This is a genomic window from Micromonospora sp. NPDC085948, assembly GCF_040686315.1.
Classification (GTDB): Bacteria; Actinomycetota; Actinomycetes; order Mycobacteriales; family Micromonosporaceae; genus Micromonospora.
This window is the reverse complement of the sequence record NZ_JBFBJW010000001.1, coordinates 312,461-335,418: the sequence shown is the minus strand read 5'-3', so window position 1 is coordinate 335,418 and position 22,958 is coordinate 312,461. Positions and strand designations below refer to the sequence as shown.

Below are 22,958 nucleotides of genomic sequence, written 5' to 3'. Positions count from 1 at the left end.
GCCACGGTCTCGCCGTTCGTGGTGTCAGCCGGCCGCAGGCGGTGGGCGCCAGGCGGGCATCACGTCGTTCGGCCGGGCCGTCTTCGCCGGATCACGCTCGACAAGGTCACCGAGCACGGCATCGATCCGCTCCATCAGCTCGTCGTCCAGCCGGACCGCCGCCGCGCCGGCGGTCTCGGCGAGCTGCCCGGGTCGGGACGCACCGACGATCGCACTGGCCACGGTCGGTCGGTGCAACACCCACGCCACCGCCAACTGGGCCATCGTGCAGCCGGCGGCATCGGCGATCGACCGGAGCTGGCGGACCCGGGAGAGCAACAGATCCGAGGAGTAGCGGGCGACGAACGACCCGCCGAAGCCGTCGGTGGCCCGGGAATCGGCGGGCGGGCGCCTGCCGGGCTCGTACTTGCCGGTCAGCACGCCCATCGCGAGGGGCGCCCAGGCGAGCTGACCCAGCCCGAGTTCCGCGCTGGTGGGCACCACCTCGGCCTCCGCCACCCGCCACAGCATCGAGTACTGCGGCTGGTTGGCGATGAACGGGACGCGCAGGTCGGCGGCGAGCCGCAGACCCGCACGCAGTTGCGGGGCGGTCCACTCGGAGGCGCCGACGTAGAGCACCTTGCCCTGACGGACGAGGTCGGCGAAGGCGAGCATCGTCTCCTCCAGCGGCACGCTGTCGTCGTACCGGTGCGCCTGGTAGAGGTCGACGTAGTCGGTGCCCAGCCGGCCCAGCGAGGCGTGGCAGCTCTCGATGATGTGCTTGCGGGACAGTCCGGAGTCGTTGGCCCCCGGCCCGACCGGCAGGAACACCTTCGTGCACAGCTCGATCGAGCTGCGCCGGACGCCACTGAGCGCCCTGCCCAGCGCCAGCTCGGCCCGCCCCTGGGCGTACCGGTCCGCGGTGTCGAAGGTCGTGATGCCCGCGTCCAGGGCGGCGGCCACGCACGCGCCCGCCGCGTCGTCGTCGAGCTGGTTGCCGTGGGTGACCCAGTTGCCGTACGCGACCGCGCTCACGCGCAGGCCCGACCGGCCCAGTTGCCTGTATTCCATGCTCGGATCCTCCGGCGGTCGCGCGCTGTCGCCGAACCGTTCGAACGTGGTCGAATCTGTCGGTGATCGAGGTTCGGTTCACGCCGGACGACCTGAGTCGCGTCCGGTTCGTGCACTCGCCGCTGGCCGAGCTGGTGGCCAGTTCCTGGGCGCTGCGCAAGCCGGCGAAGTACTGGATGCACCGCCCGTGGCGGGAGCGCGCCGAACGGCTGCTGCCGGGGGCCGGCCTGGAGCCGCTGTTGGCGGTGCTCCGGTCGTCCAACGGCTACGTACCGGACTTCCTCACCCCGATCGGGGTGGCCCCGAACCTGGCGGCCGAGCTGCGGGCGGTCGCCGGCACCGACCCGTCCCGGGTGCGGCGGCAACTGGACCGGGCCGGCGCACCCCGGCTGGCCCCGGACGAGCTGGTCGCGCAGCTCCGGCGGTACTTCACCCTGCTGATCGCACCGGACTGGCCCCGGCTGCGGGCGCTCGCGCTGGCCGACATCCGGCGGCGCACCCTGCTCGCCGCCGACCAGGGCGGGCGCACCCTGCTCCGCGAGCTGCACCCGTTGATCCGCTGGGACGGCGCGGCGCTGCGGGTCGCCGTCGGCACGTCCCGGCCGGCCGGTCTGGACGACCGCCCGTGGACGTTGCTGCCCACCTCGTTCTCCGGACCGACGGTGCACGCGATCCTGGAGGGGGACGCCGGACCCGCCCTCTGCTATCCGCCGGCCGGGCTCGGCGGGCTGTGGGCGTCGCCGCCGCCCAGCGCGGCGCTCGGCGCCCTGCTCGGCGGTACGCGGGCGGCGGCGCTGTCCCTGCTCGACGCGCCACTGAGCACCGGCGAGCTGGCCGCGATGTTGGGGCTCGCGCCGGCGACGGCGTCGCACCACCTCACCACGCTGCGGGACAACGGCCTGATCGTCGGCGTACGGGAGGGCAGGGTGGTGCGGTACGCGCGAACCATCCTCGGTGACCAGCTGGTCGACTAGCCCCCTCGCCCGTGATGTGGGATCCAGCACGTGGACATTGGCCGGCCCCCTCGGGGTGTGGCAGCATGGGGCGCATGACCGCCGCAGTCGTCCGCCGCTTCGTGGCACGTCGCCACGTCGATTACGGCCGCGTGCGCAGCGCGATCTGTCCGGCCTACTGACGACGCCCGATCAATCTGTCTCGGGCGCGCTCCGCGCCGGCTGTCTGAAGACACCGTTGTCCCGCCCGCTTCGCCGGGCCGGCCGCCGCGCCCCGCGTACCCCGAGGCACAGCAGACAACGGAGGACGCCGCGATGGCGGTCAGCAGCATCCCGGCCCGTTCCGAGGACCCGACGGCTCGCCCGACCCGAGCACCGCGCCGGCCACGGGGTGAGGGTCAGTGGGCGCTCGGCCACCGTGAGCCGCTCAACCCCAACGAGCGGATCAAGAAGGACGACGACCCGCTCAACGTCCGGGCCCGCATCGAGACCATCTACGCGCACCGCGGCTTCGCCTCCATCGATCCGCAGGATCTGCGGGGCCGGTTCCGCTGGTGGGGCCTCTACACCCAGCGCAAGGCGGGCATCGACGGCGGGCGCACCGCCGTGCTGGAGCCGCACGAGCTGGAGGACGAGTTCTTCATGCTGCGGGTCCGAATCGACGGCGGCCAGCTCAGCCTGGCCCAGTTGCGGGTGATCGCGGACATCTCCCGGGAGTTCGCCCGGGACACCGCCGACATCACCGACCGGCAGAACATCCAGTACCACTGGATCCGGGTCGAGGACATGCCGGAGATCTGGCGTCGGCTGGAGTCGGTCGGCCTGCAGACCACCGAGGCGTGCGGCGACTGCCCCCGGATCGTGCTGGGCAGCCCGGTCGCCGGCGTGGCCCGTGACGAGGTGCTCGACCCGACCCCGGCGATCGACGAGATCGTCGCCCGGTACGTCGGCGACAAGCAGTTCTCCAACCTGCCCCGCAAGTTCAAGACGTCGATCTCCTGGCTGGTCGACACCCCGTACGAGTCGAACGACATCGCCTTCCTCGGTGTCGAGCACCCCGAGTACGGCCCCGGCTTCGACGTCTGGGTCGGCGGCGGTCTCTCCACCAACCCGATGCTCGCCCAGCGGCTCGGCGTCTGGGTGCCGATGGCCGAGATTCCGGACGTGTGGGCCGGGGTGGTCGGGATCTTCCGCGACTACGGCTACCGGCGGCTGCGCAACCGGGCTCGGCTGAAGTTCCTGGTGGCGGACTGGGGTGTGGAGCGGTTCCGCGAGGTCCTGGAGAAGGACTACCTCGGTCGTACGCTGCTCGACGGCCCGGCGCCGACCCTGCCGTCGAAGCCGGTCGACCACGTGGGCGTGCACGAGCAGGCCGACGGGCGGCACTACGTGGGCGCCGCGCCGGTGGTCGGGCGGGTCTCCGGCGGGCAGCTCGCCCAACTGGCCGACGTGGTCGAGGCGCACGGCAGCGACCGGGTGCGGCTCACCCCGTACCAGAAGCTGCTGGTGCTCGACGTGCCGTCGGAGCGGACGGAGTCGCTTGTCGACGCGCTGCGTGGCATTGGCCTGGAGGCCCGGCCGTCGGCCTGGCGGCGCGGCACGATGGCGTGCACCGGCATCGAGTACTGCAAGCTCGCCATCGTCGAGACGAAGGCCCGCGGCGAGGAGTTGGTGGCCCGGCTGGAGCAGCGGCTGCGTGACTTCGACGCGGACATCTCCATCCACATCAACGGCTGCCCGAACGCCTGCGCCCGCACGCAGGTGGCCGACATCGGGCTCAAGGGCCAGCTGGTGGTCGGCCCGGACGGCCGACAGGTCGAGGGCTTCCAGGTGCACCTGGGCGGCGGGCTGGGCATGGCCCAGGGGCAGACGGCCGGTTTCGGCCGCAAGCTGCGCGGCCTGAAGACCACCGCCGAGGAGCTTCCGGAGTACGTGGAACGGCTGGCCCGTCGCTACCTGGCCGGTCGGAGCGAGGGCGAGACGTTCGCCAACTGGGTGATCAGAGTCGATGAGGAGGCACTGCGGTGAGCAGCGAGAACCGAGCGGCACCTCTGTACTGCCCGTACTGCGGCGAGGAGGACCTGCGGCCGCACGAGGCGGGGCACGGCGCCTGGGAGTGCCACGCCTGCACCCGGGTCTTCTCGGTGAAGTTCACCGGCCTGCTCTCCCGGGCGGTGACCCGATGAGCCTCGTCTCCGCAGCGAACCTGCGCCTGGTCGGTCCGGGCGCTTCGACATCCGCCGACCCGGCCCGACGCGACCCCGCCGAGCTGCGCGCCCTGGCCGAGCAGGCGGCCCAGGACCTGGAAGGCGCTCCGGCGCTGGAGATCGCCCGCTGGGCCGCGCAGACCTTCGGCGACCGGTTCTGCGTCACCAGCTCGATGGCCGATGCCGTGCTGGCGCACCTGGTGTCCCGGGTGGCCCCGGGCGTGGACGTGGTCTTCCTCGACACCGGCCTGCACTTCCCCGAGACGCTGCGGGTGCGCGACGAGGTGGCCCGCACGCTCCCGGTGAACGTCCGGTCGATCCGGCCCCGACTCACGGTCGGCCAGCAGGATGGCCAGTACGGCCCCCGGCTGTTCAACAAGTCACCGGACGACTGCTGCCAGCTGCGCAAGGTGGAGCCGCTGGAGCGGGCGCTGTCCGGGTACGACGCCTGGGCCGCGGGCCTGCGGCGGGACGAGTCGCCGACCCGGGCCAACACGCCTGTGGTGACGTTCGACGCGCGGCGCGGCAGGGTCAAGGTCAACCCGATCGCGGCCTGGTCGCAGAAGGATGTGGACGCGTACATCGCGCGCTTCAACGTGCCGGTGAACGAGCTGTTCAAGCAGGGTTACGGGTCGATCGGCTGCTGGCCGTGCACCCGCCGGACGAAGGCCGGCGAGGACGCGCGGGCCGGCCGGTGGGCCATGTTCGAGAAGACTGAGTGCGGGCTGCACGTCTGACCTCGCCAGCGACCACCCCGACCGGCCCGGACGTGGCCGGCGGGGTGGCCCCGGTGGTGCTCGTCGCCCACGGCAGCCGGGATCCACGAGCGGCCGACGCCACCCGGGCACTCGCCCGAGCCGTGTCGGCGGCCCGGCCCGGGACACAGGTCTGGGCGAGTTGGCTGGACCACACCGAGCCGGGGCCGACCGAGGTGCTGCGTGGCCTGGCGGCGGCCGGTCACCAACGGGCGGTACTGGTGCCCCTGCTGTTGACCGCCGCGTATCACCATCGGGTGGACATTCCGGCGGCGGTCAGCGCGGCGGTGCGGGCCGAGCGGCCACTGGCGGTGCGGGTGACCGACGTGCTCGGCCCGGCGGACGGCACCGTCGACCCGGGGCTGCTGGCCGGGCTGCGTCGACGGCTCACCGAGGTGCGGCCGGGCCGCTTCGACGCGCTGGTGTTGGCCGCGGCGGGCACCCGGGACGCGCGCGCCCGCCGGTCGGTGGGTCAGGCCGCGGAGGCGCTCGGTGCCGAGTTCGGGGTGCCCTGTCGGGTGGCGTACGCCTCGGCGGCGCCACCGGCGGCCGGTGTGGCGGTGTCGCGGCTGCGGGCGGCCGGCGCACGGCGGGTCGCGGTGTCCGCGTACTTCCTGGCGCCGGGCCTGTTCCACGACGCGGTGACCGAGGCGGCTCGGGCGGCCGGCGCGGTGGCGGTGTCCGCCCCGTTGACCGACGCGCCGGAGCTGGTCGAGGTGGTGCTGCGCCGGGTCGACGACCTGTCGAACGGCCACGTCGTGGCACCGGCCGGCTGAGGCTGGGGCGGACAGCGGAACGCCCCGGTGGGCGGACCCACCGGGGCGTACAGCGGTGTCGTTGGGATCAGGCGGAGTGAGCGCGCAGCACGCGGAGGCCGCCGCGCCGCTTGACGGCCCGCCGCTCCTCTTCGCTCATTCCGCCCCAGACGCCGGCGTCCTGACCCGACTCGAGTGCCCACTGCAGGCACTGGTCGGTCACGGAGCAGCGCCTGCAGACGGCCTTGGCCTGCTCGACCTGCAGCAGAGCCGGTCCAGACGTCCCGATCGGGAAGAACAGCTCTGGGTCCTCGTCGCGGCAGACACTATGGTGACGCCAGTCCATGGCGGCAACACTCCTCATTCTGGATGGGTGGCGAACAATTGCTTGGTCGTGCTTTTCCTATATGCATCCGCAGTGCCGATGGTGACGGTTAGCGTCCGTCCATTCGGCAGTGCGTGAGCAGGCGTTCAGCGCCGGGGACCTGCTGGAACAGCTCAACCTGACGAGCATATCCAGGCAATGTCCCGGTAACTCAAGTCCGCTTGTGAATACTTTCACGAACAGTCGTGATGTCAAGGGTGACGCTCGGAAAAACTCCGGGCGGTGAGCAAGCCCACAGCCCCTTTGTCCGGTTTTCGGGGCTTTCCCGATTACCCGCCGTGCCACAGTCGAGGATCAATATAGTACAGTCCGCGTGACATTGCTGACATTTCCGGCACCTGCCCCTCGGTGTGGCGGCGACCAAGTCGATCGGTTGTGGCCACCGTGTCGACCAAGGGCAGTACCCGAGACCTAGCAGATTACTCTCAGTGCGGCCGGAACGGAGGTGAATCTGACTTTCTCCCGCTCGCCGAGATAGTCGCCGTCGAGCTGAAACGCCTGCGGACGGCTGGAGACCAGCGTGAACTCCGCCGTGTCATGGAGTCGTAACACCTGCCGACCGCGTGGATCCGGTTGCCGGGATAGGAACTGAGTCACTGTCCGTGTTGTGCTAGCCACCCGGAGCTGACGTAGCGCCAGCACATCCAGCCCGAGATCGAACGACGCCGCCGGGTTCGGGTTGACCTCCCGGTCGCCCAGGTACGTCCACGGTGCCGTGTTCTGGATGATGACCGTGGCCAGCTCGGCCTCGGACGGCTCGCCCGGACGCTCCAGCACGATCGCCGGATGTCGCCGGTCCGAGGCGAAGAAGTACTGATTCATGATCGAGCGCAGGTAGAGCGTCGGCGTGGACACCCGACCCTTGCGCCGGGCCTGCTCCACCCGGTGGATGACCGCGGCGTCCAGGCCGAACCCCGCGCAGAAGGTGAAGTAGCGGTCGTCGGCGAGGCCCAGCCCCACCGTCCGGCTCCGGCCCAGGCGCAACCCTTCGAGGATCATGCTGGTCGCCTCCGGCCACTCCCGGGGCAGGCCCAGCGCGCGGGCGAATACGTTTGTCGACCCGCCCGGCACGGTCGCCAGCGCGGGCAACCGCTCGGCCATCGGCGCGTCGTCGGCGCGGGGCGGCGGGTCGGCCGTCATGAGGCCGTTCACCACCTCGTTCACGGTGCCGTCGCCACCCAGGGTGACGACCAGGTCGACACCCTCGGCCGCGGCCTCCCGGGCCAGCGCCATCGCGTGTCCGCGCCGCCGGGTGTAGCGCACGCTGAGGTCGACTTCGCTGCGCAGCGCCCGGACGAGCACGTCCCGGCTGCGTTCGCTGGTGGTGGTGGCCTTTGGATTGACCACCAGGACGGCGTGCATGGGCGGCACTGTACCTCCCGGTAGCCCGGGTATCGTGGCGCGCGTGACCATCGACTCGGCTCCCGTCACGCTCCGCTGGGCGGTCCGGCTGCTCTGGGCGGAGGCGGCCGCCGTCGGGCTCATCGCGGCATGGCTGATCTGGGCCGACCTCACGGCCACCACCACCGATCTGGCGTCGGCGTTGCTGGTGACCGCGTTCGCCGTCGGGGCCGCGGTCGCGCTCTGGGCGCTGGGCCGGGCCCTGTCCCGCCGTAAGGCGGGCGCCCGTGCGCCGGCGATCGTGCTGCAGCTGATGCTGCTGCCGATCGGATGGTTCATGATCCAGGGCGGGTTGGGCTGGCTGGGGGTGCCGCTGATGGCGCTCGGCCTGGGCGTGACCTGGCTGCTGGTCAGCCCCCCGACGACCCGGGCACTGGGCGTGGCGTGACGGACCCGGCGCGCCGAGCCGGTCAGTAGCCCGCTGGAGCGGCGCCGGTCAGTAGCCGCCGGAGCGGCGCCGGTCAGTAGCCGCCGGAGCGGCGCGTGAGCAGCGCGATCGTGGCCCGACCGTCGGCGGCCGTGGCGGACGCCGACGTCGTCAACGCGGTGAGCACCTTCCAGGCGAAGGACGACTCGGCCGGCAGCGTGGCACCACGCACGGTCGGCACGGTCACCTCGACGGTCAACGCGTCCTCGGTGACCGCGAAGCGGCACTCCAACTCGGCGTCGCGGGTGGCGATGGCGAGCAGCATGGCGCACGCCTCGTCGACCGCGATCCGCAGATCCTCGATCTCGTCCAGCGCGAACTGCAACCGGGCCGCGAGGCCGGCGGTGGCGGTGCGGAGCACGCCAAGGTAACCGCCGTCGGCGGGCACCGTGAGGTGCACCACGTCGTCGTCGGTCGCTGGCTGGCCAGTCAGTTGAGTCACGCCTCATCCCCCCGGTCGGGGACTCTACCCGCTCGGTCGCCCGTACGCGTGCCAGCGGTGGCGGCATGGTCGGCCAGCTCGCGCAGCGCGTCGCCACTGAGCCGATAGGGGACCCATTCGCTCATCTGCTCCGCGCCGATCGACGCGTAGAACCCGGCGGCCGGGTTCCAGTCGATCATCCACCACTCCAGTCGCCGGTATCCGCGTCGTACGCAGATCTCGGCCAGGGCGGCGAGCAGCAGCCGACCCGCACCGGACCCCCGGGCGGTCGGCCGAACGTAGAGGTCCTCCAGGTAGATGCCGTGCACACCGGCCCAGGTGGAGAAGTTGAGGAACCACAGCGCGAAGCCGATCGGCTCGTCCTGCTCGTCCACCGCGACGTGCCCGAAGAGCGCCGGAGCCGGCGCGGGGCTGGACGCGTCCGTGGCCGCGCCGCTCGCTGGAGCGGCCGGAAACAGGGCCGAGGTCAGCTGCTCGGCGGTGAGGTGGCACTGGTCGGCGGCCCGTTCGTACTCCGCCAGCTCGTGCACCATGGCGACGACGGCCGGCACGTCCTCGGGACGTGCCGGCCGGATCGTCAGGATGACCGGTGCGGTCACGCCTTCTTGGTCTCCCAGAAGATCTTCGAGATCTCGTCGATCTTCGAGAGGAGCTTGTCGGCGGTGGCCGGGTCGAGGCTGCCCTTGACGCCACCGGCGCCGGCGAGCTTGGTGGCCTCGTTGAACAGGCTGTGCAGGTTCGGGTACTTCTCGAAGTGCGGCGGCTTGAAGTAGTCGGTCCACAGCACCCAGAGGTGGTGCTTGACCAGCTCGGCGCGCTGCTCCTTGATGATGATGGCGCGGGTGCGGAACTCCGGGTCGGTGTTCGCCTGGTACTTCTCGCAGATCATTTTGACCGATTCGGCCTCGATCCGAGCCTGAGCCGGATCGTAGACACCACACGGCAGGTCGCAGTGTGCGCTCGCGATGACGCGGGGCGCGAGGATGCGCGGAAATCGCATCAGGATCCTCCATGGGAAGTTTGCGATGATCAAAGGCGACATTACTCCTGGGGGATGCTTTCCGAACGGACGGAGGTGAAACCAGTGGGCACCGATCACCCGCCTGAGGTGGCCCGGTTGCGCGGGCCGTTGACCGCCGTCCTGGTGGTCGGCCCGTCCATGGCACCGACGCTGCGGCACGGCGACTCGGTGCTGGTCCGCCCCGGCGACCGCCGGATCCGACCCGGCGACGTGGTGGTCGCGGTCTTCCGCACTCGCCCCGACCTGCTGGTGGTGAAGCGGGCGGTCCGGCAACAGGACGGCGGCTGGTGGCTGCGCGGCGACAACGAACTGGTCACCGACGACTCCCGGGCGTACGGGGTCGCCGACGTACGAGGGCGGGTGCTGGTCCGCTACTGGCCGCGCCCCGGTCGGGTACATCGCCGGCGGTTATGACCCCGCTCACATCCGGGTGTGGGCGTCGACACTATGCTCGGAAGTGCCCGGGTGACCCCCGTACGCGTGCCACCGCTCGCCGCCCACCTCGCGGCCAGGCCCGGCCGCCTCACATCTGCTCGACAGATCCTGGAGTCACCGCCATGTCTTCGTCCACCGTGGACCCCGCTGATCCCGTCTTCCTGCTGCACCGGGGCGGCAAGATGGCCGTCACCTCGACCGTGCCGCTGACCAGCCGGGAGGACCTCTCCCTGGCGTACACCCCGGGGGTGGCCCGGGTGTGCGAGGCGATCGCCGCCGACCCGGCCCTGGTGGACGACTACACCTGGGTGTCGCACACCGTCGCGGTGGTCACCGACGGCTCGGCGGTGCTGGGGCTCGGCAACATCGGCCCACGTGCCGCGCTGCCGGTGATGGAGGGCAAGGCGGTGTTGTTCAAGCAGTTCGGTGGGGTGGACGCCGTCCCGGTCTGCCTGGACACGCAGGATGCGGACGAGATCGTCGCCGTGGTCCGGGCGTTGGCCCCCTCGTTCGGCGGGATCAACCTGGAGGACATCAGCGCCCCGCGCTGCTTCGAGATCGAGCGCCGGCTCGACGAGGCGCTGGACATTCCGGTCTTCCACGACGACCAGCACGGCACGGCGATCGTGGTGCTCGCCGCGCTGCGCAACGCCGCCACCCTGCTCGACCGCAAGCTCGGCGACCTGCGGGTCGCGGTGAGCGGTGCGGGTGCGGCCGGGGTGGCCGTGACGAAGATGCTGATCGCCGGGGGCGTCAACCCCGACCAGGTGGTCGTCTGCGACTCCAAGGGCATCATCGGCCGGCACCGCACCGAGCTGACCGGCACCAAGGCCGAGTTGGCGGCGACCACGAACGCGGAGGGCCGACACGGCGACATCACCGAGGCGCTGCGCGACGCCGACGTGCTGATCGGGGTCTCCGGCGGGCAGATCCCCGAGGCCGCGGTGGCGGGGATGGCACCCGGCGGGATCGTGTTCGCGCTGGCCAACCCGACCCCGGAGGTGCACCCCGAGGTCGCCGCCCGGCACGTCGCGGTGGTCGCCACCGGGCGCAGCGACTACCCCAACCAGATCAACAACGTGCTGGCCTTCCCCGGGGTGTTCCGTGGGGCGTTGGATGCCGGTGCGACCCGGATCACCGAGGCGATGAAGGTCGCCGCCGCGGACGCCATCGCCGGTGTGGTGGCCGAGTCGCTGACCGCCGACGCGATCGTCCCCTCGCCGCTCGACCCGCGCGTTGCGCCGGCCGTCGCCGAGGCGGTCGCCGAGGCGGCCCGTCGCGACGGCGTCGCCCGCCGTTAGGGTCTGCGCGCCCGCACAGGCGCTGGCGCGCTCCGCCGCAGCATGCGCCGTCGGCCGCGCTGGCCTGCACCGGGACGCTCTCGGCGCCGCATGGGCCGGGCGCCTTCTTAACGGGCGCTCAGCTTGTTACCGTGCCGATCATGCGTGCCGCCTTTGCCTCCCGCTTCAATGACGCCGACCCGCTCGCCGCGCTCACCGTCGGTGAGCGGCCCGAGCCGACCCACCCGGCCGACGACTGGGTGACCGTGCAGGTGCAGGCCACCTCGCTCAACCACCACGACCTCTGGTCGCTGCGCGGCGTGGGGCTCGCCGAGGCACAGCTGCCGATGATCCTCGGCTGCGACGCGGTGGGGCTCGACCCGGAGGGCCGCCCGGTGGTCGTGTACCCGGTGGTGGTCACCCCGGGCGACCCGCGCGGGGTCTCCATCCTCTCCGAGCACTTCGCCGGGACCCTCGCCGAGCGGGTGGCCGTACCCCGATCGAACCTGATCCCGCTGCCCGACGGCATGGCGGCGACCGACGCGGCGTGCCTGCCCACGGCCTGGCTGACCGCGTGGCGGATGCTGACCACCAAGGGCCGCGTCGCGGACGCCGACAGCGTGTTGGTCCAGGGCGCGGGCGGCGGCGTCGCCACCGCGGCCGTCGCGCTCGCCGTCGCGATGGGCAAGCGGGTGTACGCGACCAGCCGCGACGCCGGCAAGCGGGACCGGATCTCGGCTCTCGGCGCCACCGCCGTGGAACCCGGTGCCCGGCTGCCGGAACGCGTCGACGTGGTGATCGAGACGGTGGGCGCGGCCACCTTCGACCACTCGCTGAAGTCGGCCGCGCCGATGGCCCGGATCGTGGTCTCCGGCGCGACCGCCGGGCACGAACCGGCGGTCAACCTGCGCCGGCTCTTCGCGATGCAGTTGGAGATCCTGGGCACCTCCATGGGCACGCCGGGGGAGCTGTACGAGCTGCTGGCGTTCTGCTCGGACAACGAGGTGCGCCCGGTGGTGGACAGCGTGGTCCCGTTCGGCCGGGTCGAGGACGCCTTCGCCCGCCTGCAGTCCGGCGACGCCTTCGGCAAGGTCGTCATCGACCACACCGCCTGACGCGTCCCGCCCCGCCCCGCCCCGCCCCCAAGATCGCGCAACATCATGGAAATAGTGGCCTCCGCGTCGCGGGAGGCCACTATTTCCTGGTTACTGCGCGATCTTGGGGCAGGGCGCGGCGCGGCGCGATCGGTCCGCCCGTTCAGAGGTGGTCGTCGAAGGTGGCGACGTCGCCGCGGGTCGCGTCGGTGGGGATGCGCTTCCTGGCGTCGGCGTCGCCGTACAGCGACCAGCGCAGAAACTCGACGGACGTGTCCGAGACGACACGCAGCGTCGCGCCGTCGGTGAGCAGCGCCCGCCCGTGGTCGCCCTTGGGCAGGCTCAGCATCGCCTTGGGCCACGGCACCTTGTCGTACGCGGCCTTGCCCGCCGCGTACTCGACCACCTCGTCCAGCTCACCGTGCACGAACAGTTGCGGCGCGGCCGCGCCGGCGAACGCGGTGCCCACGCCGAGCGCGGTGCCCGCGAACACCACGCCCGCGTCCAGCCGCTCGTCCCGGTTGGCGGTGAACAGCCCGATCGTGGTCACCCCGCCCGCCGAGTGCCCGGCCGCGGCCACCCGTTCGCCGTCCAACCGCCCCCGCAACGCGTCGCCGGCCTTGCCGTCCAGCGCGAGCACCTGGTCCAACGCGTACGAGACGTCGGCCGGCTGGTTGAGCACGTCGAGGACGTTCTTGTCGCCGCCGGCGGAGGTGTGCGGGAACGTCGGCGCGGCCACCACGAAACCCGCCGCCGCCCACCGCGTCAGCAGCGTGGCGTAGTCGTCCGGCCGCCCACCCAGCCCGTGACTGAACATCACCACCGGAAACCGGCCCTCGGCCGCCGTCGCCGACCGCTTGGCCGCGCCGCCGGACTGCCCGGCCGCCGGGTACCAGAGCGTCGTCGGCAGCGCACGGCCGTCCCGGTTCAGCTTGAGTTGGCGTACGCCGACCGCGAAGGCGCGCTGCGGGGCCTTCCCGGCGGGGACCTGCGGTGCCGGCGTGGCGGCGGCCTTCGGCTCGACCGGCGGAACCGGACCGCTCTGGCTCGGGCGGGTGTCCGTTGAGCAGCCGGCCAGACCGGCCATGAGCACGGCGCTGGCCAGCAGCGCGGGAGTGACGCGACGCGACATGAATCCGATTGTGCCCCGACCGGCTGGGGTGCCCGGCGGGCATTGACGCGTTGTGCCCTTCCGGTCACCCCGTGCTGTGCCCTCGGAGGCGGGCCCACTCAGGCCGCGGCACGGTCCGCGAGAGGACGACGCCGACGTGCGATGTCCGTCAGCGCGCGCAGTGGGAAGGCGGCATTGGGGTTGTACCGGTTCGTGCCGGGCGGCACGATCTCGTCGATCCGGTCGAGGGTCGCGTCGTCCAGGGTGAGCGTGGCGCCCTTGAGCAGATCTTCCAGTTGCGGCATGGTGCGCGGTCCGATGATCGCCGAGGTGACGGCCGGATGGGCCACGGTGAAGGCGATGGCGAGCTGTGGAAGCGTGCAGCCGATGCTCGCCGCGAGCTCGACGAGCTGCTCGACGGCGTCGAGCTTCGCGGCGTTCTCGGCGATCGTGGGATCGAACTGCGCGGGCCGCAGTGCGGCCCGCCCGGTCGACAGGTCGACGGGCTGGTCCCTGCGGTACCTCCCGCTGAGAAATCCGAAGGCGAGCGGGCTCCAGACCAGCACCCCCATGCCGTAGCGCTGGCAGACCGGCAGGGTCGAGGCCTCGACGCCACGGGCCAGGATCGAGTACGGCGGCTGTTCGGTGCGCAGGCGTCCGAGGCCGCGACGCTCGGAGACCTGGTGCGCCTCGACGATCTCCTCGGCGGGGAACGTCGAGCAGCCGAACGCGCGGATCTTGCCCTCGCGGACGAGGTCGGTGAGCACGGAGAGCGTCTCCTCGATGTCGGTCGAGGGGTCGGGACGGTGGATCTGGTAGAGGTCGATCCAGTCGGTGTCCAACCGCCGGAGGCTCCCCTCGACGGCCTTGAGGATCCACCGCCGCGAGTTGCCGCCCTGGTTGGGTCCCTCGCCCATCGGGAAGTGCACCTTGGTGGCCAGCACGACGTCGTCGCGGCGCCCGCGCAGCGCCTTGCCCACGATCTGTTCGGACTCGCCCCGGCCGTACATGTCGGCAGTGTCGATGACGTTGATGCCCTGGTCGAGGGCGGTGTGGACGATGCGGACGCAGTCGTCGTGGTCGGGATTGCCGACGGCACCGAACATCATGGTCCCGAGGCAGTGGGTGCTCACCTCGATGCCGGTGCCGCCGAGGGTGCGATAGCGCATGACGATGCTCTCCCAGGTGGTGTTCAGTGGTGATCACCTGGCACCGTAGGAGCTCGAGTCGGCTCTAGGTCAACCCCCGTTACCCTGCTCGACATGGCTGAGGTCACCGCGGGTCTGAGCATCGGACAGGTCGCCGAACGCACCGGCTTGAGCGTGCACGCGCTCCGCTTCTACGAGCAGCAGGGCGTCTTCGTCAGCCCCGTACGCCGTGGGTCCACCGGGCGTCGCGTCTACAGCCAGGACGACGTGGACTGGCTGACCGTCTGCGTCATTCTCCGCGCCTCCGGCATGCCGCTGCCGGCGCTGCGCCGCTACACCGAACTCGTTCGCGAAGGCGCGGGCAACGAGGAGGAACGACTCGCGCTCATGCGTGCGCACCACAGGCGCGTCACGGACCAGATCGGCCAGCTCACCCAGAGCCTGGATCTGATCAGCTTCAAGGTCGGGGTGTACGAGGACCTGCTCGACGAGGCCCGGCAAGCAGTCGAGCCAGGTCGTCCGCGTCCTTCGGACGGCGAGGCCGCTCCGGCATCCACACCGGGTACATCTGCTTGAACTCGATCTGGGCCGGCACCGAGATCGTCGGAACGACGAGCGGGCCGATCCGGCGACCTCGACCACCTCGGCGATGCTCGCCAACTGGCGGCGCGCGAGGTCGTCCACCAGGGCGCCCTACCGGGGCGGTGCTTCGCGAGCGGCTTCGCTAGGGTCACCGGCATGCCTGAGAACTACACCGACCCCAGTGGCAACACCGAGGCGTTCCGCGCGTTCAGCCAGACACCGGAGGCCGCTGCGCCGGTGGAGTCGCCGTCCCGCCTGCCGCTGATCATCGGCGCGGCGGTCGTGGTGGTCCTGCTCGTCGTCCTCGTCGTCTGGCTCGCGAGCTGACCGGACCGGGCCGGGTCGACCCGCACAGCCCACGGGGCGGGCCACCACCACTTGTCGCATCGCCTCGGACGGGTCGTCAGTGGCGGGCGACCACGTCTCGGGTCTGCCGGGCGATCTCCCGCTCCTCGTCGGTGCGGATGACACAGACGCTCACCTCGGCGCCGTCGGGTGAGATGACGCGGTCGCCCGTACCGTCGTTGCGCGCATCGTCGACGGCGATACCGAGCCGGTCCAGGCCGGCCAACGCGGCTGCCCGGACGGGCGCGGCGTGCTCGCCGACCCCGGCGGTGAAGGCGATCGCGTCGACGTGGCCGAGCAGTGCGTAGTACGCCCCGACGTACTCGGTGATCCGCCGGCAGTACATGTCGAAGGCCAGCGCCGCCGCCCGGTCCCCGGCCGCCCGGCGCGCAAGCACCTCGCGCATGTCGTTGGCGCCGGTCAGCCCGAGCAGCCCGCTGCGGTGGTTGAGCAGGTCGTCGATCTCGTCGACCGACAGCCCGGCCTCCCGGCGCAGGTGGAAGATCACCGTGGGGTCGAGGTCGCCGCTGCGGGTGCCCATCACCAGCCCCTGCAACGGGGACATGCCCATCGAGGTGGCGACGCTGCGACCGTTGGCCACCGCGCAGGCGCTGGCCCCGTTGCCCAGGTGCAGGGTGATCGTGTTGACCTGGTCGTACGGGCGGCCGAGCAGTTCGGCGGTACGCCGGGACACGTACGCGTGCGAGGTGCCGTGGAAGCCGTACCGGCGGATGTCGTACCGCTCGGCGGTGTCCCGGTCGATCGCGTAGGTCGCGGCGGCCTCCGGCAGGGTGTGGTGGAACGCGGTGTCGAAGACGGCGACCTGCGGGACGTCCGGGAGTGCCGCGCGGGCCACCTCGATGCCGGCCAGGTTGGCCGGGTTGTGCAGCGGGGCCAGCGGCACCAGGTCCTTGATCGCGGCCAGGACCGCGTCGTCGACGAGCACCGGCGCGCTGAACGTCCGACCACCGTGCACCACCCGGTGCCCGACCGCCTCCAGCCCGCCCAGGTCGAGTCCGTCCAGGATCTGCCGGACCGCGCTGGCGTGGTCCGCCGGGCCGCCACCGGGCTCACCGACCCGCTCGACGGTGCCGTGGTCGAGCACCCGGTCCCCGTCGTAGTGGCGCCACTTCACCGACGACGACCCGCAGTTGAGCACCAGCACCCGACTCATGAGGCCTCCTCGGTGGCCGCCTGGATGGCGGTGATCGCCACCGTGTTGACGATGTCCGGCACGGTCGCGCCGCGGGACAGGTCGTTCACCGGCCGGCGCAGGCCCTGCATGACCGGGCCGACGGCGACCGCCCCGGCCGAGCGCTGCACCGCCTTGTACGTGTTGTTGCCCGTGTTCAGGTCCGGAAAGATGAAGACGGTGGCCTGGCCGGCGACCGGGCTGCCCGGCAACTTCGTCGCCGCCACCGCCGGGTCGATCGCCGCGTCGTACTGGATGGGCCCCTCGACCAGCAGGTCGGGCCGGCGCTCGCGGACCAGGGCGGTGGCCGTGGCGACCTTCTCCACGTCCGCGCCCGCGCCGGAGCTGCCGGTGGAGTAGGACAGCATGGCCACCCGGGGTTCGATGCCGAACCGGGCGGCGGTGTCGGCCGACGAGATCGCGATGTCGGCGAGCTGTGCGGCGTCCGGGTCGCGGTTGACCGCGCAGTCGCCGTAGACCAGCACCCGGTCGGCGAGCAGCATGAAGAAGACGCTGGAGGCCACCGAGACGTCCGGCAGCGTACGGATGATCTCGAACGCCGGTCGGATGGTCGCGGCGGTGGTGTGCGTGGCGCCGGAGATCATGCCATCGGCCCGGCCGGTCGACACCATCAGCGTGCCGAAGTAGTTGGGCTGGGCCACGATGTCGTGCGCCAGTTCGGCGGTGACGCCCCGGTGGGCGCGCAGCCGTGCGTAGTCGGCGGCGAAGTCGTCGCGCCACGCACTGGTGGCCGGGTCGACGACGTTCGCGTCGCCGAGGTCGATGCCCAGTTCGCGGGTCCGCCGGGCGATGTCGTCCGGTCGGCCGAGCAGCGTCAGCTCCGCCACGCCCCGGCGCAGCAGGATCTCCGCCGCGCGCAGGATCCGCTCGTCGGTGCCCTCCGGCAGCACGAGGTGCCGGGGCTTCGAGCGGGCGCGGTCGATCAGCTCGTTCTCGAACATCAGCGGGGTGACCCGGGTCGACCGGCTGACCCGCAGCCGGCGAGCCAGGTCGTCGGTATCCACACAGCGCTCGAACGCGCCCAGCGCGGCCTCCACCTTGCGCGGGTTGGCCGTGCTGGGTCGACCCTCGATCCGGCTGGACGCGGCGACCGTGTCGTAGCTGTCGCTGCGCACCGACAGCACCGCCAACCCGGTGTTCAGCCCCTGCACCAACCGCATCACCCGGGGGTCCGGCTGCTCACCGAGCGTGAGCACCAGCCCGGCCACCGACGCCTGACCGGCCACGTGCGCGGCACTCGCCGCCACGAGCAGGTCGGCCCGGTCCCCGGGGGTGATCACCAGGGCGCCCTCGGTGAGGTGGTCCAGCAGGGTCGGTACGTGCGCCGCGCCGACCACGAAATCCAGCACGTCCCGGCTGAGCGCGGCGTCGTCCCCGGCCAGCAGGGTGGCGCCGAGCGCCGCCGCCACCTCGGCCACCGTCGGCGCCGACACGCTCGGCACCTCCGGGATGGCGTACGCGGGGACCGGCAGGTCGGGCAGCGTCATCGGCTCGGTCACCCGGTTGGCGATCACCGCGAGCACCGTCGCGCCCAGGTCGGTCAGATCGTGGTACGCCCCGCGCACCGCCGACGCGACCGCCGCCGGCTCCTGCCCGAGGCCGTCCACCACCGGCACCACCACGCTGCCGAACTCGGTGGCCAGCCGGGCGTTGAAGGCCAACTCGCGAGGATGGGCCGGATCGCCCGGGTCGTCGAAGTCGCTGCCCACCACGACCACTGCCGGGCACTGCCGCTCCACCGCCCGGTACCGCTCGACAACCGTGGAGATCAGTTGCTCACGTCGGCCGTCCGCGACCAGCGCCGCTGCCTGGGTGTAGGTCGCCCCGGCCAGCTCCGACAGCGGCAGCTCGACCCGGTAACGCTCACTGAGCAGGGCGAGGATCGGATCCGGACCGGTGTCGGCGACCAACGGCCGGAACACGCCGATCCGCCCCACCTGGCGAGAGAGCAACTCCGCCAATCCGAGAGCGATCGTCGACTTGCCCCCGCCCGAACCAACGCTGGTCAGATACACACTGCGAGCCACGTTCCCACCCCCTGCTCGTTGATCAAGAAGTTTGCGTCAGCTCCGGCCCCCATCGTGACCGAAACTTCTTGATCACCGGGTGCGGAACGGGGGGACGGGTCAGGCGTCGTCGTCGTCGGGGTCGTCCAGGCGGGCCAGGTACGTTGCCAGGCGCTCGATGGGGGTTTCGAAGTCGGGGTTGAGGTCGACGAAGTCGCGCAGGCGCTCGCCCAGCCACTCGAGGGTCACCTGCTCGGCGCCCCGGCGCTCGACCAGCTCCTCGATACCGCGGTCGGTGAAGTACATCGGGTACGTCCTCGTGCTCGGCCCGGCGCGGGCCGGGCGGATGGGCGGGTGGGTCGGTGGGTCCGTGGACCGACGCGAGCCGGGGCAGGACCGTGGGTAACGGCCCTGCCCCGGCTCGCGTGGTGCGGTCAGGTCACGGGCGGGGGAGAGCCGCCTCGATCAGCGCGTTCTGCTCGACCTCGTGGGTCTTGGCCGAGCCGACGGCCGGCGCTGCCGCGGCCGGGCGGGAGATCCGCCGCAGCCGGACGTCCGTGAGGTGCTCCAGCAGGTTGAGCGCGACGAACGACCAGGCGCCCTGGTTGGCCGGCTCCTCCTGCACCCAGGCGAAGTCCTCCGCGTTCGGGAACTGCGCGAGGGCGGCGCGGATCTCCTCCACCGGCAGCGGGTACAGCTGCTCGATCCGGAGGATCGCGGTGTCGGTGACGCCGCGGTCCTGCCGGGCCTGGAACAGGTCGTAGTAGACCTTGCCGGAGCAGAGCAGCACCCGCTTCACCGACTCGGGGGCCGGTGCCGCCGTGTCGCGCAGCACCGGCTGGAAGGTGCCGGTGGTGAAGTCCTCGACCGAGGAGACGCAGAGCTTGTGCCGCAGCAGCGACTTCGGCGTGAACACCACGAGTGGCTTGCGCTTGGGCGACAGGGCCTGGCGGCGCAGCAGGTGGAAGTAGTTCGCCGGGGTGGTCGGGATGGACACCCGCATGTTGTCCTCGGCGCACATCTGCAGGAACCGCTCCGGCCGACCGGAGGTGTGGTCCGGACCCTGGCCCTCGTGGCCGTGGGGAAGCAGCAGGGTGACGGCGGAGCGCTGACCCCACTTCACCTCGCCGGACGAGATGAACTCGTCGATCACCGACTGTGCGCCGTTGACGAAGTCGCCGAACTGGGCCTCCCAGGCGACCAGGGCGTTGATGTTCTCCACCGAGTAGCCGTACTCGAAGCCCATCGCCGCGTACTCGCTGAGCAGCGAGTCGTGCACGAAGAACCGGGAGCGCTCGCCGTCGCCGGTGAGCGACTTCAGCGGCAGGTAGTCGTCGCCGGTGCGGGAGTCGACCACCGAGGCGTGCCGCTGGACGAACGTGCCGCGACGCGAATCCTGCCCGGCGAGCCGGACGGTGACCCCGTCGTGCAGCAGCGCCCCGAGCGCGATGATCTCGCCGAAGCCCCAGTCGATGTTGCCCTCGACGGACATCTTGGCCCGCCGGTCCAGCAGTTGCTGGATCCGCTTGTGCGGGGTGAAGCCCTCGGGGAGGTTGATGTGCGCCTCGCCGATCGCCTTCACGACCGACGCGTCGGTGGCGGTGTCGACCTGGGGCTCCGGCTCCTCCTCGCGGCGCGGCCGGTTGAGCTGGCGGGGCGCCGAGGCGGCGTCCCGGGTGGCCTTGAAGACCTTCTCCAACTGCGCCTGGTAGTCGCGCAGCAGCTCTTCCGCGTCCTCCACGGTGATGTCACCGCGACCGATCAGCTCCTCGGTGTAGAGCTTGCGCACCGAGCGCTTCGAGTCAATGATCTTGTACATCTGGGGGTTGGACATCGACGGGTCGTCGCCCTCGTTGTGCCCGCGCCGGCGGTAGCAGACCATGTCGATCACGACGTCCTTGTTGAACGTCTGCCGGTATTCGAAGGCCAGCCGGGCCACCCGGACCACGGCCTCCGGGTCGTCGCCGTTCACGTGGAAGATCGGCGCCTGGATCATCCGGGCCACGTCGGTGCTGTAGAGGCTGGACCGGCTGTACTCCGGGGCGGTGGTGAAGCCGACCTGGTTGTTGACCACCACGTGCACGGTGCCGCCGGTGCGGTAGCCGCGCAACTGCGACAGGTTGAGCGTCTCGGCGACCACGCCCTGCCCGGCGAACGCCGCGTCACCGTGCACCGCCAGCGGCAGCACGGTGTAGCCCTCCAGCTTGAGGTCGATCCGGTCCTGCTTGGCGCGGACGATGCCCTCCAGCACCGGGTCGACGGCCTCCAGGTGCGACGGGTTGGCCACCACCGACACCTTCACCGAGTGCGCGCCGTCCGGAGTGGTGAACTTGCCGTTCTGGCCCAGGTGGTACTTCACGTCGCCGGAGCCCTGCGTCGAGCGCGGGTCCAGGTGACCCTCGAACTCCGAGAAGATCTTCTCGTACGGCTTGCCGACGATGTTGGCCAGCACGTTGAGCCGACCCCGGTGCGCCATGCCGATGACGACCTCGTCCAGCCCGTTCTCGGCGGAGGACTCCAGCACCTCACCGAGCAGCGGGATCAGCGACTCGCCGCCCTCCAGCGAGAAGCGCTTCTGGCCCACGTACTTGGTCTGCAGGAAGGTCTCGAACGCCTCGGCGGCGTTGAGCCGGTTGAGCACGTGCTTCTGCTCGTCGGCGGCCGGCTTCTCGTACTTGCGCTCGATCCGTTCCTGCACCCAGCGCCGCTCCTCCGGGTCCTGGATGTGCATGTACTCGATGCCGACGCGGCGGCAGTACGAGTCGCGCAGCACGCCGAGGATCGAGCGCAGCTTCATCCGCTGCCGGCCGGCGAAGCCGTTGACCGGGAACTCGCGGTCCAGGTCCCAGAGGGTGAGCCCGTGCTGGAGGACGTCCAGGTCGGGGTGCTTGCGGATCGTGAATTCCAGCGGGTCGGTGTCGGCCATCAGGTGACCGCGCACGCGGTACGCGTGGATCAGCTCGTGCACCCGGGCGGTCTTGTTGATCTGACCCTCGGAGTTGACCGCGACGTCGCGCATCCAGCGCACCGGCTCGTACGGGATGCGCAGCGAGGTGAAGATCTGGTCGTAGAAGCCGTGCTCGCCGAGGATCAGCTCGTGCATCACCTTGAGGAACTCGCCGGACTGCGCACCCTGGATGATCCGGTGGTCGTACGTGCTGGTCAGCGTGATGATCTTGCTGACGGCCAGCTCGGCCAGGGTGGCCTCGGACATGCCCTGGTAGGGGGCCGGGTACTCCATCGCACCGACGCCGATGATCGCGCTCTGCCCCTGCATCAGGCGGGGCATCGAGTGCACGGTGCCGATGCCGCCCGGGTTGGTCAGCGAGATCGTGGTGCCGCTGTAGTCGTCCATGGTCAGCTCGTTGCGCCGCGCCCGCCGGACCACGTCCTCGTACGCCTGCCAGAACTGCCGGAAGTCCATCGTCTCGCAGCCCTTGATGGAGGGAACCACCAGGTTGCGGCTGCCGTCCGGCTTGGCCAGGTCGATCGCGATGCCGAGGTTGACGTGGGCGGGGCGGACCATCGCCGGCTTGCCGTTGGCCTCGGCGAAGGAGTTGTTCATCTCCGGGTGCTGGACCAGCGCCCGGACCAGCGCGTACCCGACCAGGTGGGTGAAGCTGACCTTGCCACCGCGCCCCCGGGCGAGGTGGTTGTTGATCACGATGCGGTTGTCGACGAGCAGCTTCGCCGGGACCGCGCGCACGCTGGTCGCGGTGGGCACGCTCAGCGAGGCGTCCATGTTCTGGACGATCTTCGCGGCGACGCCCCGCAACGGCGTGGTCTGCGGGCCGTCGGCGCTCGGCGCGGCGGCCGGCTTGGCCGGGGCCGCCTTCGCCGGGGCGGCCTTGGACGCGGCCGGCGCGGCAGCGGGCTTGGCCGGCGCCGACTGCGCGGTGGACGACGGTGCGGCGGACGGCTTGCTCGCGGACGACTGTGCGGCGCTCGGCTTGCTCGCGGTCGCCGGCGGCGTGGCGCTCGGCTGGCTGACCGTGGCGGCTGCCTCCGGCTGGCCGTCCGGCTCGGGAGCGGCGGCCGGCTCTTCCGACGCCTCAGCCCCGCGTGGCGTGGCCGCGCCGGGTGCCGGCCGGTAGTCGGCGAAGAAGTCGTGCCAGGCCGAATCGACGCTCGATGGGTCGGCGAGGTACCGCTGGTACATCTCCTCGACGATCCACTCATTCGGGCCGAAACCCGCCAGTGGGTTCTCCTGCGAAGTCTGCTGGGTCGACACGGCCGGTAATCGCCTCTTTCACGCGGGTTTGTGTGGCACGCGGTGTGTCCCTCGTGCCCGATTAGGAGCACGGACTGGACGGCTCCCAGGCTACGCCGTACGGATCCCGTAGGCATT

Annotated in this window: 23 protein-coding genes; 11 read left to right on the top strand and 12 right to left on the bottom strand. The window is 71.5% G+C overall.

Annotation, left to right across the window (positions count from 1 at the left end; genetic code table 11):
- Nucleotides 1-24: 24 nt before the first annotated feature.
- Nucleotides 25-1,050: an aldo/keto reductase family protein gene (locus AB0O48_RS01625; protein WP_357246649.1), complete on the bottom strand. Its 1,026-nt coding sequence runs from the start codon at nt 1,048-1,050 to the stop codon at nt 25-27.
- 62 nt (nt 1,051-1,112) lie between these two features.
- Between AB0O48_RS01625 and AB0O48_RS01620 the strand changes: the two genes are divergently transcribed.
- The 5 genes from AB0O48_RS01620 to AB0O48_RS01600 all read left to right on the top strand — a co-directional run bounded on the left by AB0O48_RS01620 (nt 1,113) and on the right by AB0O48_RS01600 (nt 5,741).
- Nucleotides 1,113-2,024 (top strand): ArsR family transcriptional regulator, encoded by a 912-nt coding sequence (locus AB0O48_RS01620; RefSeq protein WP_357246646.1) that lies wholly within the window; start codon nt 1,113-1,115, stop codon nt 2,022-2,024.
- A gap of 294 nt (nt 2,025-2,318) precedes the next feature.
- Nucleotides 2,319-4,031, top strand: a complete 1,713-nt coding sequence (locus AB0O48_RS01615; RefSeq protein ID WP_357246644.1) for a nitrite/sulfite reductase — start codon at nt 2,319-2,321, stop codon at nt 4,029-4,031.
- A complete protein-coding gene (locus tag AB0O48_RS01610; protein WP_167393614.1) occupies nt 4,028-4,189 on the top strand; it encodes a hypothetical protein in 162 nt (53 codons plus the stop codon). The genes AB0O48_RS01615 and AB0O48_RS01610 overlap by 4 nt, the downstream gene beginning before the upstream one ends.
- Nucleotides 4,186-4,947, top strand: coding sequence for a phosphoadenylyl-sulfate reductase (locus tag AB0O48_RS01605; protein WP_357246641.1), 762 nt, complete (start codon nt 4,186-4,188; stop codon nt 4,945-4,947). Before AB0O48_RS01610 ends, AB0O48_RS01605 begins: the two co-directional genes overlap by 4 nt.
- A 53-nt stretch (nt 4,948-5,000) precedes the next feature.
- Entirely contained in the window at nt 5,001-5,741 is a 741-nt protein-coding gene (locus AB0O48_RS01600; RefSeq protein WP_357571893.1) for a CbiX/SirB N-terminal domain-containing protein, read from the top strand.
- Nucleotides 5,742-5,808: 67 nt separating this feature from the next.
- Here the strand turns inward: AB0O48_RS01600 and AB0O48_RS01595 are convergent, their stop codons facing one another.
- Nucleotides 5,809-6,066 (bottom strand): WhiB family transcriptional regulator, encoded by a 258-nt coding sequence (locus AB0O48_RS01595; RefSeq protein WP_088950012.1) that lies wholly within the window; start codon nt 6,064-6,066, stop codon nt 5,809-5,811.
- Between the two features lie 450 nt (nt 6,067-6,516).
- Complete coding sequence (locus AB0O48_RS01590) at nt 6,517-7,467, bottom strand: diacylglycerol kinase family protein (protein ID WP_357246638.1); 951 nt, start codon at nt 7,465-7,467, stop codon at nt 6,517-6,519.
- On the opposite strand from AB0O48_RS01590, the gene AB0O48_RS01585 reads away from it, so the two are divergent.
- Nucleotides 7,466-7,894 (top strand): hypothetical protein, encoded by a 429-nt coding sequence (locus AB0O48_RS01585; RefSeq protein ID WP_365062344.1) that lies wholly within the window; start codon nt 7,466-7,468, stop codon nt 7,892-7,894. The genes AB0O48_RS01590 and AB0O48_RS01585 overlap by 2 nt on opposite strands.
- Nucleotides 7,895-7,967: 73 nt before the next feature.
- On the opposite strand, the gene AB0O48_RS01580 is transcribed toward AB0O48_RS01585, so the two are convergent.
- The 3 genes from AB0O48_RS01580 to sodN are packed head-to-tail and all read right to left on the bottom strand — an operon-like array spanning nt 7,968 to nt 9,375.
- Nucleotides 7,968-8,375, bottom strand: coding sequence for an ATP-binding protein (locus AB0O48_RS01580; RefSeq protein ID WP_088987803.1), 408 nt, complete (start codon nt 8,373-8,375; stop codon nt 7,968-7,970).
- A complete protein-coding gene (locus AB0O48_RS01575) occupies nt 8,372-8,974 on the bottom strand; it encodes a GNAT family N-acetyltransferase (RefSeq protein WP_357571843.1) in 603 nt (200 codons plus the stop codon). Before AB0O48_RS01575 ends, AB0O48_RS01580 begins: the two co-directional genes overlap by 4 nt.
- On the bottom strand, nt 8,971-9,375 hold the full coding sequence (sodN, locus tag AB0O48_RS01570; protein WP_357246630.1) for a superoxide dismutase, Ni: 405 nt from the start codon (nt 9,373-9,375) through the stop codon (nt 8,971-8,973). The genes AB0O48_RS01575 and sodN overlap by 4 nt, the downstream gene beginning before the upstream one ends.
- An 84-nt stretch (nt 9,376-9,459) precedes the next feature.
- Between sodN and AB0O48_RS01565 the strand changes: the two genes are divergently transcribed.
- The 3 genes from AB0O48_RS01565 to AB0O48_RS01555 all read left to right on the top strand — a co-directional run bounded on the left by AB0O48_RS01565 (nt 9,460) and on the right by AB0O48_RS01555 (nt 12,226).
- Nucleotides 9,460-9,810: a S24 family peptidase gene (locus AB0O48_RS01565; RefSeq protein WP_357246627.1), complete on the top strand. Its 351-nt coding sequence runs from the start codon at nt 9,460-9,462 to the stop codon at nt 9,808-9,810.
- 143 nt (nt 9,811-9,953) lie between these two features.
- Nucleotides 9,954-11,132 (top strand): NADP-dependent malic enzyme, encoded by a 1,179-nt coding sequence (locus tag AB0O48_RS01560; protein WP_357246625.1) that lies wholly within the window; start codon nt 9,954-9,956, stop codon nt 11,130-11,132.
- Nucleotides 11,133-11,263: 131 nt separating this feature from the next.
- A complete protein-coding gene (locus tag AB0O48_RS01555) occupies nt 11,264-12,226 on the top strand; it encodes a zinc-binding dehydrogenase (RefSeq protein ID WP_357246622.1) in 963 nt (320 codons plus the stop codon).
- A 142-nt stretch (nt 12,227-12,368) separates the two neighbouring features.
- On the opposite strand, the gene AB0O48_RS01550 is transcribed toward AB0O48_RS01555, so the two are convergent.
- Both AB0O48_RS01550 and AB0O48_RS01545 read right to left on the bottom strand, forming a co-directional pair.
- Nucleotides 12,369-13,337: a chlorophyllase gene (locus AB0O48_RS01550; protein ID WP_357571842.1), complete on the bottom strand. Its 969-nt coding sequence runs from the start codon at nt 13,335-13,337 to the stop codon at nt 12,369-12,371.
- A gap of 98 nt (nt 13,338-13,435) precedes the next feature.
- On the bottom strand, nt 13,436-14,485 hold the full coding sequence (locus tag AB0O48_RS01545; RefSeq protein WP_357571841.1) for an aldo/keto reductase: 1,050 nt from the start codon (nt 14,483-14,485) through the stop codon (nt 13,436-13,438).
- A gap of 93 nt (nt 14,486-14,578) precedes the next feature.
- On the opposite strand from AB0O48_RS01545, the gene AB0O48_RS01540 reads away from it, so the two are divergent.
- Together AB0O48_RS01540 and AB0O48_RS01535 are read left to right on the top strand one after the other, a co-directional pair.
- Complete coding sequence (locus AB0O48_RS01540) at nt 14,579-15,040, top strand: MerR family transcriptional regulator (RefSeq protein WP_357571840.1); 462 nt, start codon at nt 14,579-14,581, stop codon at nt 15,038-15,040.
- Nucleotides 15,041-15,202: 162 nt separating this feature from the next.
- Nucleotides 15,203-15,373 carry a hypothetical protein gene (locus tag AB0O48_RS01535; protein ID WP_357246611.1) on the top strand — a complete coding sequence of 57 codons (171 nt, stop codon included), beginning with the start codon at nt 15,203-15,205 and terminating at the stop codon, nt 15,371-15,373.
- A gap of 76 nt (nt 15,374-15,449) precedes the next feature.
- On the opposite strand, the gene AB0O48_RS01530 is transcribed toward AB0O48_RS01535, so the two are convergent.
- The 4 genes from AB0O48_RS01530 to AB0O48_RS01515 form a co-directional block, all read right to left on the bottom strand.
- Nucleotides 15,450-16,565: an acetate kinase gene (locus AB0O48_RS01530; protein ID WP_357571839.1), complete on the bottom strand. Its 1,116-nt coding sequence runs from the start codon at nt 16,563-16,565 to the stop codon at nt 15,450-15,452.
- Complete coding sequence (gene pta / locus AB0O48_RS01525) at nt 16,562-18,631, bottom strand: phosphate acetyltransferase (RefSeq protein ID WP_357571838.1); 2,070 nt, start codon at nt 18,629-18,631, stop codon at nt 16,562-16,564. The genes AB0O48_RS01530 and pta overlap by 4 nt, the downstream gene beginning before the upstream one ends.
- A gap of 99 nt (nt 18,632-18,730) precedes the next feature.
- Nucleotides 18,731-18,916: a DUF6104 family protein gene (locus AB0O48_RS01520; protein WP_357246603.1), complete on the bottom strand. Its 186-nt coding sequence runs from the start codon at nt 18,914-18,916 to the stop codon at nt 18,731-18,733.
- Nucleotides 18,917-19,049: 133 nt separating this feature from the next.
- Nucleotides 19,050-22,841 carry a multifunctional oxoglutarate decarboxylase/oxoglutarate dehydrogenase thiamine pyrophosphate-binding subunit/dihydrolipoyllysine-residue succinyltransferase subunit gene (locus tag AB0O48_RS01515; RefSeq protein WP_357571837.1) on the bottom strand — a complete coding sequence of 1,264 codons (3,792 nt, stop codon included), beginning with the start codon at nt 22,839-22,841 and terminating at the stop codon, nt 19,050-19,052.
- Nucleotides 22,842-22,958 lie beyond the last annotated feature (117 nt).

Coding starts and splice junctions, on each gene's coding strand:
- AB0O48_RS01550 (WP_357571842.1), bottom strand. CDS start 13,337: ATGTCGCGTCGCGTCACTCCCGCGCTGCTGGCCAGCGCCGTGCTCATG.
- AB0O48_RS01560 (WP_357246625.1), top strand. CDS start 9,954: ATGTCTTCGTCCACCGTGGACCCCGCTGATCCCGTCTTCCTGCTGCAC.
- AB0O48_RS01540 (WP_357571840.1), top strand. CDS start 14,579: ATGGCTGAGGTCACCGCGGGTCTGAGCATCGGACAGGTCGCCGAACGC.
- AB0O48_RS01535 (WP_357246611.1), top strand. CDS start 15,203: ATGCCTGAGAACTACACCGACCCCAGTGGCAACACCGAGGCGTTCCGC.
- AB0O48_RS01595 (WP_088950012.1), bottom strand. CDS start 6,066: ATGGACTGGCGTCACCATAGTGTCTGCCGCGACGAGGACCCAGAGCTG.
- AB0O48_RS01590 (WP_357246638.1), bottom strand. CDS start 7,467: ATGCACGCCGTCCTGGTGGTCAATCCAAAGGCCACCACCACCAGCGAA.
- AB0O48_RS01530 (WP_357571839.1), bottom strand. CDS start 16,565: ATGAGTCGGGTGCTGGTGCTCAACTGCGGGTCGTCGTCGGTGAAGTGG.
- AB0O48_RS01615 (WP_357246644.1), top strand. CDS start 2,319: ATGGCGGTCAGCAGCATCCCGGCCCGTTCCGAGGACCCGACGGCTCGC.
- AB0O48_RS01625 (WP_357246649.1), bottom strand. CDS start 1,050: ATGGAATACAGGCAACTGGGCCGGTCGGGCCTGCGCGTGAGCGCGGTC.
- AB0O48_RS01605 (WP_357246641.1), top strand. CDS start 4,186: ATGAGCCTCGTCTCCGCAGCGAACCTGCGCCTGGTCGGTCCGGGCGCT.
- sodN (WP_357246630.1), bottom strand. CDS start 9,375: ATGCGATTTCCGCGCATCCTCGCGCCCCGCGTCATCGCGAGCGCACAC.
- AB0O48_RS01520 (WP_357246603.1), bottom strand. CDS start 18,916: ATGTACTTCACCGACCGCGGTATCGAGGAGCTGGTCGAGCGCCGGGGC.
- AB0O48_RS01545 (WP_357571841.1), bottom strand. CDS start 14,485: ATGCGCTATCGCACCCTCGGCGGCACCGGCATCGAGGTGAGCACCCAC.
- AB0O48_RS01585 (WP_365062344.1), top strand. CDS start 7,466: ATGGGCGGCACTGTACCTCCCGGTAGCCCGGGTATCGTGGCGCGCGTG.